At 44.4% G+C, this 17,104-nt stretch carries 11 protein-coding genes; 6 read left to right on the top strand and 5 right to left on the bottom strand.

The annotated features are described in order from the left end of the window. Positions 1 to 218: 218 nt before the first annotated feature. Together ltrA and OSC7112_RS35005 are read left to right on the top strand one after the other, a co-directional pair. The gene (gene ltrA, locus OSC7112_RS33335) at positions 219 to 2,015 is read left to right on the top strand and encodes a group II intron reverse transcriptase/maturase (protein ID WP_015179816.1); all 1,797 of its coding nucleotides are present in this window, start codon (positions 219 to 221) and stop codon (positions 2,013 to 2,015) included. A gap of 147 nt (positions 2,016 to 2,162) precedes the next feature. Beyond that, a complete protein-coding gene (locus OSC7112_RS35005; protein WP_397319841.1) occupies positions 2,163 to 2,918 on the top strand; it encodes a DNA/RNA non-specific endonuclease in 756 nt (251 codons plus the stop codon). 97 nt (positions 2,919 to 3,015) lie between these two features. On the opposite strand, the gene OSC7112_RS33345 is transcribed toward OSC7112_RS35005, so the two are convergent. Together OSC7112_RS33345 and OSC7112_RS33350 are read right to left on the bottom strand one after the other, a co-directional pair. Further along, positions 3,016 to 3,834, bottom strand: a complete 819-nt coding sequence (locus OSC7112_RS33345; RefSeq protein WP_015179817.1) for a pentapeptide repeat-containing protein — start codon at positions 3,832 to 3,834, stop codon at positions 3,016 to 3,018. A gap of 132 nt (positions 3,835 to 3,966) precedes the next feature. Then, positions 3,967 to 4,764: a pentapeptide repeat-containing protein gene (locus tag OSC7112_RS33350; RefSeq protein ID WP_015179818.1), complete on the bottom strand. Its 798-nt coding sequence runs from the start codon at positions 4,762 to 4,764 to the stop codon at positions 3,967 to 3,969. A gap of 100 nt (positions 4,765 to 4,864) precedes the next feature. Here OSC7112_RS33350 and OSC7112_RS33355 point away from each other — a divergent pair, with 100 nt between their 5' ends. Continuing rightward, positions 4,865 to 8,527 carry a DNA/RNA non-specific endonuclease gene (locus OSC7112_RS33355; protein WP_015179819.1) on the top strand — a complete coding sequence of 1,221 codons (3,663 nt, stop codon included), beginning with the start codon at positions 4,865 to 4,867 and terminating at the stop codon, positions 8,525 to 8,527. A 126-nt stretch (positions 8,528 to 8,653) separates the two neighbouring features. Here the strand turns inward: OSC7112_RS33355 and OSC7112_RS33360 are convergent, their stop codons facing one another. Beyond that, positions 8,654 to 9,265: a pentapeptide repeat-containing protein gene (locus OSC7112_RS33360; protein WP_015179820.1), complete on the bottom strand. Its 612-nt coding sequence runs from the start codon at positions 9,263 to 9,265 to the stop codon at positions 8,654 to 8,656. Here OSC7112_RS33360 and OSC7112_RS33365 point away from each other — a divergent pair. Next, on the top strand, positions 9,242 to 9,487 hold the full coding sequence (locus OSC7112_RS33365) for a hypothetical protein (RefSeq protein WP_041623948.1): 246 nt from the start codon (positions 9,242 to 9,244) through the stop codon (positions 9,485 to 9,487). The genes OSC7112_RS33360 and OSC7112_RS33365 overlap by 24 nt on opposite strands. A gap of 157 nt (positions 9,488 to 9,644) precedes the next feature. Here OSC7112_RS33365 and OSC7112_RS41495 read toward each other — a convergent pair whose 3' ends face one another. Then, entirely contained in the window at positions 9,645 to 9,794 is a 150-nt protein-coding gene (locus OSC7112_RS41495) for a hypothetical protein (protein WP_223300948.1), read from the bottom strand. On the opposite strand from OSC7112_RS41495, the gene OSC7112_RS33370 reads away from it, so the two are divergent. After that, entirely contained in the window at positions 9,775 to 12,102 is a 2,328-nt protein-coding gene (locus OSC7112_RS33370) for a DUF4114 domain-containing protein (protein ID WP_223300949.1), read from the top strand. The two genes, OSC7112_RS41495 and OSC7112_RS33370, sit on opposite strands and share 20 nt — an antisense overlap. 5 nt (positions 12,103 to 12,107) lie before the next feature. Here OSC7112_RS33370 and OSC7112_RS33375 read toward each other — a convergent pair. After that, a protein-coding gene (locus OSC7112_RS33375) for an IS5 family transposase (RefSeq protein WP_223300950.1) occupies positions 12,108 to 13,636 on the bottom strand; the annotation gives its coding sequence in 2 pieces (ribosomal slippage) (positions 12,108 to 12,368 and positions 12,371 to 13,636; 1,527 coding nt in all). A gap of 97 nt (positions 13,637 to 13,733) precedes the next feature. On the opposite strand from OSC7112_RS33375, the gene OSC7112_RS33380 reads away from it, so the two are divergent. Beyond that, complete coding sequence (locus OSC7112_RS33380; RefSeq protein ID WP_015179822.1) at positions 13,734 to 17,087, top strand: YncE family protein; 3,354 nt, start codon at positions 13,734 to 13,736, stop codon at positions 17,085 to 17,087. The last annotated feature ends 17 nt before the right edge of the window (positions 17,088 to 17,104 follow it).

A 17,104-nucleotide genomic window follows, 5' to 3' on the forward strand; every position in this document is an offset into this window, starting at 1 on the left:
AGGAACGAAGTAACCCACCTGATTACTCTCGAAGAGGTCGAATACTTCGAGCAGTCAGCTAAGACGAAACATCTGGACTTCCAGGTAACAGGTGGTAGAGATTGAGTCAAAAGCCAACGCCTCACTGCAATGGTGAGGATATGCTAACGGACTTACGGTAATACGGATGGTATAGCTACAAGTAGCAATGAATATGTTATGAACACGGTAGAAAACCGATGTATGAATGGAACGATATCAACTGGCGAAAGCTAGAGCGTAACGTTTTTAAATTGCAAAAGCGGATATATCAAGCGTCTAATCGTGGTGATGTCAAGCTAGTACGCAGACTCCAGAAACTGTTGATAAGTTCTTGGGCAGCAAAAGCATTATCGGTTCGTCGGGTAACACAAGATAATCAAGGAAAGAAGACGGCAGGCGTGGACGGTGTTAAATCGCTGACCCCAAAGCAACGTCTCGCACTGATAGATAAAATATCATTGGGTTCAAAGGTTAAGCCAACACGCCGAGTTTGGATACCCAAACCAGGGACAGATGAGGAAAGACCGTTAGGCATACCGACAATGGAAGACCGAGCCTTGCAAGCGTTAGTCAAACTGGTGTTAGAACCAGAATGGGAAGCGCGATTTGAACCTAACTCATACGGGTTCAGACCAGGACGCTCGTGCCACGATGCAATAGGAGCAATATTCAGTGCGGTAAGTCAGAAATCAAAATATGTGCTGGATGCCGATATCAGTAAATGCTTCGACCGCATTAACCATGATGTACTTCTCTCAAAATTAAATACCTATCCTACCCTACGGAGACAAATCCGGGCTTGGTTAAAAGCTGGTGTTATGGATGGAAACAAGCTGTTCCCAACTGATGAAGGGACACCACAGGGCGGGGTGATTTCACCTCTACTTGCCAATGTCGCCTTACATGGGATTGAGGAATTGATTATGGGTTTAGCCCCAAAATTCGAGATGAGAGACTCTCGTGGTCATACTTATGGATTACGAGACAAAATCAAATCGATTTCACTGATACGATATGCGGACGATTTCGTAGTTCTCCATGAGGATGTAGAAGTTGTGAAGCTGTGTAAGGTTGAGATAGAGAAGTGGTTAAGTGACATTGGGTTAGAATTAAAGCCGAGTAAAACAAGATTAGCCCACACCCTGAATAAACTAGATGATGAAAAACCTGGATTTAACTTTCTAGGATTCAACATCAGGCAGTTTCCAGTAGGAAAACACAACTCAAGTAAGGGAACTAGAGGCACTTTATTGGGCTTTAAAACTATTATCAGCCCTAGCAAGGAAAGTCAGAAAAGGCACTACAGAAAAGTTGCGGAAGTAATAAATAAATCGCGTGGGTTAAACCAAGCGACTTTAATAAAAAATCTCAATCCTATCATTAGGGGTTGGTGTAACTACTTCTCAACAGTCGTCAGCAAGAAAATATTTGATAGGCTGTGGCACTTAGTGGTTTGGAAGCTTCTCAAATGGGGTCGCCATCGTCATAGGAACAAGGGCAGAGGATGGACACGCCTTAAATACTTCAAAACCGTAGAAGGCAATAACTGGGTGTTCGCAACCGGAGAGGGTAACAATCCTCTAAAGCTCATACAACATAGTTCCACTGAAATAAAGCGCTATGTAAAAGTAAAAGGGATGGCATCACCCTATGACGGTGACTGGATATATTGGAGTTCAAGAATGGGAGTACACCCAGAAATACCCGTAAGAGTAGCCAAACTACTCAAGCGACAAAAAGGGAAATGCGCTCACTGCGATAACTACTTCAAAGATGGAGATTCGATAGAGGTTGACCACATCGCCCCCAAATCGAAAGGTGGAAAGGAATCGTATGATAATTGGCAGCTACTCCATCGACATTGCCACGACACAAAGACTGCCAATGATGGCAGTCTTGGTAACAAATCTAGCTGCAAAAGTGCTAAACCTAAGCCACCAGTGGAACCAAGCCTTTGGGCTTGGGAAAACGATATGTTGGTAATGACGTACTGATGACAACAGCCGTTTTATTGAGGAGCGGAATGATGGGAAACTATCACGTTCCGTTTTGGAGAGCAGTGGAGGAGGCGACTCCTTCACTGACTTTAATCTCTGTCTTACAACGGTACTGGAAACATACCTAACTGGGCTAGTTTCCAGATCGATAAATCATCGATATATTTGCCAGGTGAGCCTAATCCTACTGAGCGATCTTTTATTATAGACAAAAGCCTTCCACCCAATTTTAATCGGGTAAGTAGTAATGATTACGATAGCGCAGTCCCCTTGGGTTACGTTCAAGGTCATCAAACACCTCTAGCAGCTCGCAGCATTACGATAAAAGACAAGAGAGCTGTCAATCTGATGACTAATATCGTTCCACAACAAAAGGAGCATAATAGCACAAACTTGTGGGAGAAATTTGAAAACTACGGGCAAGATTTTGCACTAAACGGTAAAGAAGTCTATGTCATTAATGGCATTGATGGAATCAAGGATAGTTTTGATGCGGGCGGTAAAGCTATTCAAATTCCTGCTAATTTATGGAAAGTAATGCTGGTTTTGGATAAGCCTGATGCAGACCCCAGCACAACTCCCGCATATGCGGTTGGTTTTTATTATCCAAATCAAGACCCTGGTAACGTTGCCACAAAGTGGAGAAATAAGGATTGGAGTAAGATAGAGGATCGCACTCAACGTCCCATCTGGTCTCTTGAAGAAATAGAAAACCAGATCGGTTACAATTTATTCCCTCTTCTTCCTCAAGAAATAAAACAAGAGATCAAAGATGTCAAATACATCTTTCCCAGTCGAAAATCTATTGAAAAGACTTGGGGTAGCCTTCCTTGGAAATCAAATCCACCCCCACCTCCAGAAGACCCTACAGATCCAGAAGAGGAATCTGAGAGTGAATAATTGATAGAGGTTTTCCGATGAGTGTAGCAAAAAACCAGGCTTCTCCAAGAAGCCTGGTTTTTTATCCCCACTTTGTATTGTCTGGAACTGAAAACTTTTATATTAGCTCATTGGATTGTTCAGGCATACAATTATCATTACGGATGCTACCATCAGGCATGATAGTCTTACATAAGATAGCTTCTTCAAACCCTTTCCCCATGAGCCTAACCTTCTTTGCCATCAGACTAGGTTCTGGCTGAACCCCCATCAGATTAGCGTGACTGAGATTTGAACCATCAAACGATGTTTCATCCATAATTGCACCACTAAAGTTAGCTCCAGTAAGATCGGAATTTTCAAACCCTGTTTGATGTAGCATGGTGTTACTTAGGTTTGTGCCAATTAGAGTCGCTTCATAAAAACCAGCTTCAGTGATATCTGAATTACTGAGGTCGGCTCCGTTGAGGTTAGTGTTTTCACAGTGGATCCCACATAAACAACCATTTTTCAAATTAGCTCCACTGAGGTTGGCATCAGTTAAGTCAGCGGAGTCCAAATTTGCGTTTTGTAAGCAGGCACTACTTAGATTAGCTTTACTCAAGTCAGCCCCTCCAAAGAAAGCTTCTCTCAAGTTTGCACCACTCAAATTAGCATTAATCAACTGAGCGCCACCCAAGTTAGCATCGCTTAAGTTAGCATTGTTCAAGTTAGCATCGCTCAAGTCAATACAATTTAAATTAGCATTGCTCAAGTTAGCACCACTAAAGTTAGCATTAATCAAGTCAGCATAACTAAAGTTAGCATTAATCAGATTGGCATTGCTGAGATCGATATCAATGAGATGAGCCTTGTTCAAATCGACACCACTCAAATCAACGCCCGCAAAATCTCTTTCTCCAGCAGCATACCGTCGGAGCAATTCTTCAGCGTTCATAAATTATCTATTCAATTAATTTAACTTCTGAATTATAGTACAATCATCCTCTGACCTGACTCCGAACGAAACAGAAATATGATGGATATTCAAACGGAGGGTATATCTGTTTTCAGCAATGTTTAGCATTCATCAAGCTGTACAATTATCATTGCGAACGCTACCATCAGGCATGATAGTTTTACATAAGATAGCTTCTTCAAACCCTTTCCCCATGAGCCTAACCTTCTTTGCCATCAGACTAGGTTCTGGCTGAACCCCCATCAGATTAGCGTGACTGAGATTTGAACCATCAAACGATGTTTCATCCATAATTGCACCACTAAAGTTAGCTCCAGTAAGATCGGAATTTTCAAACCCTGTTTGATGTAGCATGGTGTTACTTAGGTTTGTGCCAATTAGAGTCGCTTCATAAAAACCAGCTTCACCGAGGTCTGCATCGCTGAGGTCGGCTCCAGTGAGATTTGTGTTTTCACAGTTGAGGCGAGATAAAAAACCATTTTTCAAATTAGCTCCACTGAGGTTGGCATCAGTCGCGTCAGCATAGTGCAAAGTTGCATTTTCTAAGCAGGCATTACTTAGATTGGCTCCACTCAAGTCAGCCCCTTCCAACCAAGCTCCTTTCAAGTTAGCATCACTGAAGTTAGCATTAATCAACTGAGCACCATCCAAGTTAGCCTCGCTCAAGTTAGCATTGCTCAAGTTAGCATTAATCAAGTCAATACAACGCAAGTTAGCATTGGTCGAGTTAGCATTGCTCAAGTCAGCACCACTCAAGTCAGCATAACTCAAGTTAGCATTAATCAGATTGGCATTGGCGAGATTGATATCAAGGAGATTTGCCTTGTTCAAATCGACATTACTCAAGTCAACCTCAGCAAAGTCTCTATCCCCACTGGCATACCGTCTGAGCAATTCTTCAGCGTTCATAAATTATCTAGTCAATGAGTTTCACTTCTCAATTATAGTACAATCATCCTCTGACCTGACTCCTACTTTTCAATGGCAGTTTGCTCCGGGTTGGGAGGATGTGAAAGAGGTCAATCTTTTTGTCAGTACCTTCGAGCAAGGGAAGGGTTTATTGCCCTGGGATAAAGTTGTCGATTTATCGGATTCGGCACTCCTTCCCGGATTCTCGGAAACACAAAAGCGCGAACTTCTCTCTAAGCCTTGGAACGGTTATGACGATTTCAATCCCAACCGGATTCTGACAGCGACTTGGAAGAAAGATACTAACAAGTGGTACGGCCATGACGGGATTACGCCTCTCGACCAACCTTTAAATGACCCCGCAAATACTAGCACTAACTTCACGCTACCTCAGAGTCTTACTGCGGGGCAGAACTACAATTTTGCTGTTGAATCTGTGAGTAATAGCGGCGCTGTGACCAAAGATTTTGGGCAGTTTAAAACCCTACCTCCTGTTAGCAACAGTCCTTTCAGCAGCGTGAGTGTGTTGACTCATGGTTTTACACTTTTGCCTAACCAGTCTGGGATTCCTGATTCCTTTTTCCAAATGGCCAACAAAATTGCCACTGTTAGCGGCAATACACCGGAAAACAGCGGGTTAATTATGCGCTACGACAAGCCTACAGGCAACTGGATTCCTATAGATTTACAGGGACGGGTGATAACTGATTTGACCGAGGGGCTTAAGACCAGCGAAACAGCTTATTTATCAACTTTGGCAAATAACTTAAAAGCCGGGGTATTTATAGATGGAAAGGAGATTAAATACCTCAACAATAACAAACCGTTAGTGTTGCTGACAGAATGGTCGTTGGACAGAGAATCTGTCATTCCTGACGTTGGCTTTTCTGAGGGCGCGGCTGATGCTTTGTTTGCTTCTATGGTGCAGTTGGATTTGGCATTAGGGGGTAAGGTTGGAGAGTACGAAAACAATCAACTCCAGCGGTTGTACGACAGCCAAGGAAACCTGATTCGCCAGCAGGGGGATTTGTTCAATTCGCCCATGCACTTCATGGGCTTCAGTCGGGGGACGGTTGTCAATAGCGAAATCGTACAGCGTTTGGGAACTTTCTTCCCCCAAGCTGGTGGAACATCTATGGCTAACCGAGACCTCCAGATGACAACAATCGACCCGCACGATTTCTACCAACCTAGTTTGAATTTACGATTGCCGGGCTTTATAGAAACAAATTTCAGCGATTTCTACGAACCCAAAATTCAGGTTTGGAATAATGTTACGTTTGCTGATAACTATTATCAGACTGTGGCTGACCCGAATGGTGGTACTGCTACTCCTAACGGTCGTTCTTTGAGTCAACTTCCACAAGAGGAGTTGGATAAGAATCCCAAACCTGCTGGACTGAATTTTCCTAAAGCGTCGGGCGATACTTTAGGGAAGGCAGACCGAGAGATTTTACTCGGTACTCGTAATGGGGAACCAGATCGGATAAATAGTCGGATTGGGTTTACTAAGGATGATAGTATTGGAGGGACGCACAAGCGAGCATTTGGATGGTATGCTGGGACGGTTGATTTAGACCTGGAGGAAGTTTTACTTCAGTATCCTCATGTGGAGGCCTCTGAGAATCCTCAAGCAGTTAACGATATGTTGGGTAAAATGGGTTTACCCGAAATGTTCGATCCGAATTTCCCGGCAGCTAAACCTTGGTATGATAATGGCAATGGTGAAGGGGTTGGTGAGGGTTGGTTTTATTCTGTTTTGGGTGGAGGTAAAGAGCAGCGTCAGTATAGCCCTACTGGGCGCGTTCCGGTGAGTTTTGATAATACTCTTTCTGCTGGTATGCGGGGAGATTACGCGGTTCCTACTCTGTTTAATGGCAATTTTGACCAGTTTATTCCGAATAAGAGTGTGGCTGAAGATTTCGGTCGAAATGCTATTTCTCAGGTCCTACCCGGCTGGTCTTTTCATAATAATTCGCCACAAGTTACTCAAGGTTCTACAAGCAATTTATTGACGGTAGAAAACTTAGTTGATTGGCGTCAAGTTGGCTCTTTACAAAAACATCGTGAAAAGTTGGGTTACGATGGTTCTCGACCTAATTATGCGTTAGAACTCGGCTCTGATGAAAGTATTACACATAACCGTTTTGTGGTACCTGACTGGGGAGTCTTGCGCTTTGACCTGCACGTACCCAATCCGGGTAATGGCAAACTAAAAGTATTTATCAAAGAAGCTAACGCCGATGGATGGACAGAATTAAATTCTGTTGATTTAAGCCTAGCTGACGATCCGCATACGCTCAATCCCAATGACAATAATCAGTATGTACGCAAGAATGCAATTGGCTACTATGATTTTAAAGACGGTCAATATAGCGATCCGTACAGTTATAAACTTTCATATGCCAGAGAAGGTTTTGAAACTTTTCATTTAGATGTGCCAAATCATCTGCGCGGTAAGCCAGCTTTACTGAAGTTTGAATTAGAAGGAAATAGCCTGGTTTATCTGGATGATGTATTTTTTAAAAGCGCTCATTTGAAGCTCGACAATCCAGATAATGCTCGACCTGATGCCTCAAAAAATACCAACAACTATCTCATTGAAAGACCGCAATATTCCTTGTCTTACAACAACGAAACTAAAGGTGCTAACTGGGTTAGCTGGCAATTAAATAAAGCATGGCTGGGAGATGTTCGACGCCAGCGCATTACCGGGGAACCTAACAACCCAGATCATCCATACGTGGAACAAGTTCCGATTGTAAGCTACGGAAATAGCTATGGAAGAAATTATCCCCCTGGCTTTGACGATGGAGGGTTAGATAGTAATTTTCCCCAAAGTCCTGACCAGGTTCGACCAGTTGATGCTACTTTCAGCCCTTATGACATAAATAATGGTAATGTAGTAGTTTATCCTTGGGTACCCGATGGGTTGCTACCTGCTAATTGGGTGCGAACTCAGGGAGGTGACTATCGGAATAATACGTTGTATGTACCGGGCGGGTTTGTGCAGTTTGCAGATAGAAGATATGAAAAGGGACACCTAGCGCCAATTGAAGATCGCACCAGAACTTTCAAAGACGCTTTATCAACATACATGACCTCAAATTTACTTCCCTTCCAGCATTATGTAAACAAAACTCCTTGGAAGAATTTTGAGGAAGAAAGTAACAAATTTGTCCAAGGCAACAACGCAGAGCTTTATATTATTGCTGGCGCGACTGGATACAACCTTGACAGAAAACTTCCTGACCCTTATCCAACAGAACATCCATTCCAGAGTCATCCAGATCCGCTTCCCGGAGTAGTAAAAAATTTAGTTTCACTAAGGGAACAGAACGGAGAATTAATCTTCGATCGAGACCCTTTGGGCAGGATTCGTACAAGAAATGGCGGTAATGAGGGAATAAACTTTCAATGGCTGACTAACCCAAAACAAATTGGAATTCCGGAGTTTTTCTGGAAGGTTGTCGTCCCCTTGCGCCCTGGTCAGGGAATAGCGGATCTTAATGAAGATACACAACCTATTGCTGTCATCATGCCTAATATAGACGCAAGAAAGTTCCCAGATAACCAACTAATATTGGGAAATGACACAACATTAGATCTTTCCAGACCGGGTGTGTGGGAAACTTACGCGGTAACAGTCCGCGATGTAGAGCATCTAACGGGTTATAACTTCTTCTCCGGACTTCCTCAAGAACTTCAGGATGCTATTGAGGAAGACCGCAACACCAACTTTTTCCTCAATCCATCTCCCTAATGTGAGACTGAAACTAGCCTGTTATTTTTCTCCTCTTAATCTCCTGGACGATCGATTACCCTAACAAAAACTGTTAGTAGTGTGGAATGTGCGTCCGCAAGAGCCTGCGTCCGCGAACCCACACTACTAATCAAAATCCGATGGCTGGTTGAGCCGTCGGGGACGATCTAACTTTCCGTTTCGCTTAATGAATTCCCAAGCATCTTTGAGGAACTCTCCATCAGGAAGGATGACATTGTTTCCAGCAATATCGTCTGGATCGAAACCGATGGCTCCCGTCAAATCAACATTCCATATACCCCCACCGTTAGAATCATTCCATATCGCTCCCTCCAGATTAATATTTCTCATGTTACACTCGGAAAAAGTTATGCGATTTAGTTGAGCACCTCGGAAAGTAGCGCCTTCCAAATCGACAGATTTTAAGTAAGCATTTTGCAGGTTAGCACCATCCAAATACACTCTCCTCCAGTTGGCATTGTGAGACTCAACACGTATCAACTTGGCATCAGACAAATTAGCTCTTTCCAAGTTAACTTCGTGAAGGATGCTCTCTCTCAAACTAGCCCCGCTCAAATTAGCACCACTCAAATTAGCACCACTCAAATTACTACACTCGAAGTCAATTCCAGGTAAGTTAGCTCCGCTCAAATCAATCCCGCTCAAGTTAGCTCTACTAAAATACCTTTTTCCGGCAGCATAGCTACTTAGCAAATGCTCGGCAGTTATATCAGTCATACTTTAACACCTCAACTGAATGAAAGTAGAAAAGGAACGTGGTTTGATGTGGGGAAAGCTCCGGTCAAAGCTGCGGTTAATTTAGTGTATTCTCTGGAACGGGGAGAACTCAATTTAAGCGTTGCCGAAGCTTTGCTGCAAATGCAAGAAGCTCCACTGACTCCGGCAGTAATGAAAAACCCCCGGCAATTGTCGTTAATTCTCTCGCTCCCGACCCGCTAATTTCCCACTCAAACTCTAGCGTACAAACCGATTCTCCCATACCGGCACTTTTCTCAACTCCATCAGAAACAGCAGCAGGTACAGCACAGATAGCCTCAGTCGAAACAAACGTTTCACCCTCTACTCTTAAATCCACACCAGAAGCAATTTCAAACACTTATAATAGCAATTCAACTCCCACAGAAACTACCGTCGCCCAGCCCACATATTCTGATACCGAAATTGCGCCCAAACCCGCAGATATATCGAGCGGTTTGCTGCCGTTAGAGGCAGAAGAATCGGCTCGATTGTTAGACGAAATTGCCAACAGTCAACCTTATTCAACACAGGGTGCAGGCCACTTCCAAAGCAATATCAATACCCCAACAAATCTCTCAATAACAACAACAGCCAATTTACCAAGCCCCGGCACTTTCCTTGTAGATAACCAAGGACAAGTCAGATTTGACTATCAGTTTGACGGCGGCTACTTTACTGGCGAAGTCGGAATTTTCAGCCTAGCCGGAATGTCCGCATTCACACCCGGAACTCCAGAATTCATCGCCGAAGCATCCCGTAGAGTTTTAAGCAATTCCACCGACGGACATATTGTCATCAGCGACAGTACAGAATCCGCAAAATTCACCGGTGCGATGCCGTTCGACGGGGATTGGGGCAGCGGCGAATATCAGGGTATAAAAACCTTCAACATGACACCTGGAGATACCTTTGCCGTGATGTTAGTCCCCAACGCTACAATACAATCATCCCTCCAATCCTCGTATTCGGGAAATTGGTTCCCCTCACACCGTCCCTTATTCAGTATCGCCACAGCCAATCCCAACGATACCGCTCATCTGCTACAAATAGCCGACATTACCGGCACCGGCAACACCTTCGCCCTGGAAGATATGTCGCCTCCTAACTCGGACAGAGATTACAATGACCTAATCTTTAAAATTAGTGGCGCAACCGGAAACGCACCGCTGCTAGATACAGTCATCAATCCTGACAGAGAATGGCGCAATACGACTCTAGGACAGCAATTGCTCGCCGAAGCCAATCCCCCGAATTCTGACAACAATCCGCCCGTTGTTTCACCAACAAGCACTCGGACTTATACAGAATTAGAGACAACTATTTCATTAGACAATCTTGCCACAGATGCAGAGGGCGACCCTCTCACAATTAGCGTCCAGGGTCCAGTAAACGGCACAGTAATTTTCAATCCCTTAACTAACAAAGCATCCTTTAAACCAGCAACTGGTTTCTCTGGAATTGCCAGCTTTGATTTCCTTGCCAGCGACGCTTTTGGGAGTTCAACTCCCGCGCGAGTCACAGTCAATGTCAGCGACGTTCCCCTGCTGAATCTAGATTTTGTGAAGCGAAATCCGAGCCTCAATGCAGGAGAAAATACGGAATTGATTGTGCTCGGAGACTTTGCCGACCAAAAAGGTGTAGTGCTGCCAGATTCTTATCTAACTTACACTTCAATAAATCCAGAAGTAGCACCAATAGACGCAGCCGGGAAAGTGACAGGTTTAACCAACGGTACTTCAATTTTGAGCGCAAGTCGCAACAACCTGCAAGCTGTCACCCCAATTCGGATTGGGACGATGCCAGCACCCACAACAGACGCTCAATTGCATCAGATACTAGCCGAACTATACGGACTAGACCCATACCCAGATGCCGTCTCCCTATCTGTTGGTGCAACCCGAAAACTCTCCCTCGGCTTGAACCCTGGGTTGAGCGAGGTCAACTTAACCGCAGCCAGTACGGGTACGCGCTATTTTAGCAACAACAGCAACATCTTGAGGGTCAGTCCCGACGGCACTATTACAGCAGTCGGCGTTGGCGATGCTGCGGTGACTGCGATTTACGGTGCAGCAGAAGCAACAATTCCAGTGCGAGTAGAAGCGCCGCGAAGCGGGCCTGCAACCGTGGGGGCTGCTGGCGGCGTCGTCCTCTCAAGCGACGGAGAACTTATGGTGATGATGCCTCCCGGCGCTTTGAACAGCGATACAAATGTCAGCATTGCCTCAAAAAATCGTTCCGAGTTATCGCTGCCAGTCCCGACTGGATTTGAGTTTGCCGGGGCTTTTAATTTGAACTTTGGCGATAACTCTCTGGAACAGCCCGTTCAATTAGCGGTGCCAGCACCAGAGGGCTTACCTGCGGGAACTGAGGTCTACTTCATGCGGAAGGGTGCGTTACCGGATGAAACTGGTGTCTGGAAACCAATCTGGCTTCAAGAAGAATCTGGTGTAGTTGGGGATGACGGCACGATTCGTACCTCTTCGCCACCCTATCCAGGGGTTGTCAGGCCAGGCGAATATATGGTTGTCTATTCAAGTCCAACTGGCAGTGCCACATTAGTTAAAGGCAAGCTAACCATTAACTATGATTTCCCCCTAGCATTTTTTGGCATCATTGACCCCTTGGGGGGTATCGGTCAGTTAATAGATTCAAGCAACTTTGTCACCAATTTTGGGTTTACAGTTTCTGACGACATCTCTTCAGTCAAAGTAATCGCGATCCCTAAAGTCGGATTGCCAATAGTTACTGAGTTGGGCGTCCAACGAAACTCAAACGGCGTTGCGACTTTGGAAGCCAACCTAAATAGGGCTTGCTGAATAAGTTAAGAAAAATCACGATCGCAATTGATGGGTGATTCAAGTTCGGCGAAACATAATTTTTTGTTTTTGTAACTTACCAAGATATAATTTTTGATAATCATTGAACCGTAACCAGGCATTGTTTTCAGAAATCGGCAGAAAAAGATACAAAAAACCCGTCTTAACCAGGTAGAAAGGTTCATTACTAAAAAAGTAATAGCAATAGCTGTTTGAGAAGTATTATCAAGTTTTGCCATGACCCGATTCAAGCTGAATCTTCGTTTTCGCAAGTCCCAAATTTTCCTTCAATCGCATTTCTAATTCTTTCATCTTCTAAGGCTTGTTTTTTTGTTTCTTTGCTCACATTAGCTGGAGGTCTTCCTAAAGGCGGTCCACTAATTCTAATTCCTCTTTCTTTACACCATGCTCGGTTTTCTCGATTTCGATAAATGCGATCTGCATGGACTGATTCTGGATAGTATCCTGTGAAAGCATAATACGCTTCTATTTGGGCTTTTAAGTCTCCCGATTCGTTAAAGTTATCCCAACTCATCCGGTCTAAAAATACATATCCTTCAAAGCAACTCGCTGATATTTTAGCTCCAAACTCTACTGGTTTCCCCGCTTTTCCTCTGATAATGGGACGGATATGGGGTTGGCTTAAACTTACTATTCTATCCTCTATGCTCTGTTTGTTATTTTCAAATAACCAGAGCTGTTGCCTATAAACTTCAGCTACCACTAACAAGGTTTTATATTGCTTTTTATTCAGATTTTCTAGGGTAGCACCTGACTCGATTAGCTGTTCAATATGAGCTATGTTTCTTTTGATATATTGCAGTTGTTTCTTAATTGCTTGTCTTTTTTTGTTCCGGGTGGGACGTTTTTGTTTCGCTACTGCTAAGTAGTCTTTTCTGGCTATTTTTCGGTAGGTTCTGGGTTTGTTCTTGATTTTTACTTTGAGAGACTTATAGAGAATGTCGATGATTTTTTCGGTATGAACTCTGGCTCGATTTAATAGTCCTAAGTCGGTCGGATAGCTAATGTCGGCTGGGGTACAGGTTGCATCTATGATTAATTTTCCTTGATTGGGTAACTCATTTTTTGCGTCCGAATCCTTTTTTTTTTCGGTTTTAACTGAGGTGGTTTCAAGCATTTTCTTGACCATTTTTTCGTTCACTTTGTTAATTAAGTTCGCACTGATTCGTTGCCGAAAGTGAACTAATAGTGATGGGTCAAAGGGTAGTTCATTACTGTAGGTTGATTGACCGATAAAGTATTGTAGATATGGGTTTTCGCGAATTTGTTCTACTGTTTCCCGATCGCTAATTCCGAGTTTTTCTTTAATGATCAATGCCCCCAATGCCATCCGAAAGGATTTAGCTGGTGCGCCCATTTCTGTCGGGAAATTTTCAGCATATTCTGATTCAAATTCTGACCAAGGAATTAGTTCGGCCATTTTTACCCAACGGTTGTCTGCTGACAACCTTCCTCCGAAGGGCAGTTCAAACTCGGATGGGGGGCTTGGAGCAAGCTCAGCTTTTCTGTACACAAGCGCAAATGGTGATGCAAGGGTTTTGTGCTATTTTACCTGTTTATCTTGCACCTAACTCGCTTGTACCCTCTCTTAACCCTTTTGGTGTAACCTTTTGACACTGATTCAGCAAGCCCTAAATATACCAACACCAGCAGCTTCCAATTCCGCAGCCGCACCTAAACTTCAAGCAGCCTCTCTGAAGTTCAAAGACGAAAACAATCAACCCTTTGAGGGTAACGAACCGATTCTTTTCCTCAAAGCCAGTAACGTTCTGGCGAACAATTTGGGCGATCCTTTGGGCAGCCGGATCGAAGACTTAGTTGTTAAATTCTACGTTGGCGATCGCGTTTACGAGCAGGCAGTATTGCCCAACCTTAGCGCAACTTTGGGAGACAACCAGTTTGAAGTGGCAGTTAAAGTACCTAATACTGTAGTTTTGGGCGAGTCTTACATTTCCTTATCCAGACGGCAGAATCAACTGGTCGATCAGAACCTGACGGAACCAGTGTATGAGGAGATCGAATACAACAGCAATCCCATTTGGCTGGACACTGGAACTGAGTATGTTTTTGCAGCGCTAAAAGGTGCTGATGCTGTCGCAGTTTTAGACGGTACCGATCCCGAGTCAGTTGTGGCAGCTTCTAGCAGTTCTAATTTACTGCTTTCTACCATTCCTGTGGGAGATGAGAAGAGCGACAGCCCGCGAGACTTAGCTGTGACGAGTGACGGAACCCGCGTTTACGTAATCCTGGAGGAGTCTGGTCGTGTGGCATTGGTCGATCCGATGGTTTTGCAACAGGTGGACACCAAACCAGATACTCCCGGCATCAACCCGATCGATTTGCCTAGCGGTGCAACGCCTCGGTCAATTGCGATCGACCCCCGCAACCAATACGCCTATATATCTGATAGGAAGCTAGGAAACATTTATGTCCTGGACATCGACCCCTTCTCCGAAGAATACCATCAGGTCATCCAGACTATCTCCCTAAGCTCAGTAACGGGTGGGTTGAATGAAATAGCTATTAGCAGTGACGGACGCAAGCTCTTCGCCGCTGCACCAAGCCCCCTAACTAACCAGATTTTCGCGGTGAATATCGATCCTGAAGACCAACCCCTCGATCCAAGCCAGAACCCCCGCAAGTGGCATCAGGAGATTGGTGTGGTAAATACTTTTGCTGGGGTGCAGGGAATGGCTGCTACCGTCTATCCGAATCGGATGACGTTTACTAACACCGGTAATGATAGTAAGGGCTTTGGCGTATTAACAATTACCAACGACGATCCCACTAGCTTTGTCGCTACTGCCAACGATTATGTGGCGCTAAGTTTGGGTGACCCCCTAATGGGCGGTTCCCTAGATTACTTTGATGTCAATCGGGCGGTGGCTGTCACGGTGATGCGCGATGGGTCCTATGCGTTTGTGGCCGCGAAAAACGACAGTTTGCAAACCGGAGTAGAAAGCATAGACGGGGTGCAAGCAGGAAGCAATATCGGCATCATTAAAGACCCGTTTGGACCCACTCCGAAACTGGTGGCGGCAACTCGACCGATACCAAAAGGGGCAACCACTGATTTGGTACTTTCTAACGATAACAAATACCTCTATGCTTCCTATCCCAGCGAGAGCGGCGGCGGGGGCGTGTATGTCTTTGATGTCGAGGAAATTATCAGAACTTTGGAAAATCCAGGAGATTTTAGAATCGACAACCTCGACAGAGGTGTCAAATCGCCTTACTTCAACTCCAATCCTGCTGCGAGCCGTCCGGTCAGCTTTAGTAACTTCCAGAGCGTTCCAATTGACGATATTAACCCAGCAATTAGTATCGCTGCTGACTATGGGATTGTTACGGGGAATTGGCCTGCCAACCAGTTTTTATACGGTGTGTTTGATAGCAAGCACAGTCCGATCGCAACGGCTGGAAGCCCTTGGGGAATGGCAGCAAGCTTGAGTATCCAAGAAGATGAGAAGGAAAGGTTGCAGGAGCTAAGCCAGAGGCTCGCAGAGCTGGTCGAAATGCGCGATACAGCAGACAATCCCAACGACGTGGACAAACTTCTTGAAAGACCTATTAGACAACGGGATGGACTGTTAAGAAAAATCTCAGTTGAGGTTCAAAGAGATAAATATGGAGATGAAGTGAATGTTAGTCCCGTTGAGCTGGAGGGAGGCAGATTAATCTTTGAAATCAACTACGAAAATCTTTTTCAAACTTTTTATGGTAGTAGCTCTGTTGCATGGAATATCGCACCGCTCGAAAAACGAGCTGTATTCGATATTGGTAGAGAGCTTGCTTCCCAACGAGTAAATTTACCGGCAGGTACTAAGCTCAAGACCATGTTGGGTTTTGGCGGAACTACCGCTCAAGGGCTTGTTCAACCTTACCCAGGCGATATCGATTATGTGGAAACGTTTGACGTATCCGCTCCCAATGCTCAAAATGCAGCGAAGGCTATTGTCGATACTCTTATTGAGTTTGTAACACGCAATCAAACAAACCCAAGAGTTGAATTTGACAAGATTATAATCAGAAATTCCGAAGGAGATCGCTTAGTATATAAGAGTCTCAGCGAACTTGTAAATAATCGCAGTACAATTTCGGAGGCGTTACAAGGATTAAATGGAACCGATCGGGATTTTATCAATACCTTCTGGCGGGCGAAGGTCGATGGAGACCGTTTTATCGGCATTACTAAGGTTTTAGGCATCTCCGCTAAACACGCAACGACGGGAGAGATGCTTTTCTCTACCCAGCCTTTCTCTGAGGATGCAGAATTTTACCTAATCGAAGAAGATACAAGCATTACAAATCTTCCTTTGGAAACTCGACCGGGGGGAGCGGAGTTTCAGACTGCCTTTATCCTTAAACAGCCCGAAACATTTCCAAAGGAAAAACTGGGTTGGTATGCCAGTACAATGCGTAAAGAGGTACTCGATCTGGTACTCAATAACAAAGAAAACCCGCAATCAGGCTATAAGCCCGATGGCAAATATCTCAAGGCGGCAAAACGCGCATTTAACTATTTCATGGCTCTTGGTAACATGGAAGCGATGGAGGCTATCACACCTGTTTTCAGCACCCTACAAGCACAAGTTAACCAGCAAGTTGCTGTCATGGAAGCGATTCTATCTGCTTTGACTACTCAAGATGTACCTACTCGAATCCTTAGAACATATGATGCTGAAGCAATGCTCAATAACGTTGCAGACATTATCGATAGTCTTCTACCGGGAGTAGGAGGCGAGGTGAATAAAACACCTGAGCAAATAGCTGCTGAATTAAGAACACTTGCAGCACAGCTTGAAGAAACTTCAGATGGCTTATTGAAACCCAATCAAAACCAAGCTGATAGGCTGGATGAATTATTAAATTCAGCTAAATCAACGATTAATCGCGGTGTTAGAGAGATGGTTCAACCAATATTGGATACCTACCTAATCAACTACCATCAAAACCTCCCATAAAACGTTTCAACCCCAAG

The organism is Oscillatoria nigro-viridis PCC 7112 (assembly GCF_000317475.1).
In the GTDB taxonomy this organism is placed as follows: Bacteria; Cyanobacteriota; Cyanobacteriia; order Cyanobacteriales; family Microcoleaceae; genus Microcoleus; species Microcoleus nigroviridis.

Bases quoted from the DNA above. Each gene is read 5' to 3' on its own strand.
- ltrA (WP_015179816.1), top strand. From the start codon at position 219: ATGTATGAATGGAACGATATCAACTGGCGAAAGCTAGAGCGTAACGTT.
- OSC7112_RS33365 (WP_041623948.1), top strand. From the start codon at position 9,242: ATGCTCGGCAGTTATATCAGTCATACTTTAACACCTCAACTGAATGAA.
- OSC7112_RS33345 (WP_015179817.1), bottom strand. From the start codon at position 3,834: ATGAACGCTGAAGAATTGCTCCGACGGTATGCTGCTGGAGAAAGAGAT.
- OSC7112_RS33350 (WP_015179818.1), bottom strand. From the start codon at position 4,764: ATGAACGCTGAAGAATTGCTCAGACGGTATGCCAGTGGGGATAGAGAC.
- OSC7112_RS33360 (WP_015179820.1), bottom strand. From the start codon at position 9,265: ATGACTGATATAACTGCCGAGCATTTGCTAAGTAGCTATGCTGCCGGA.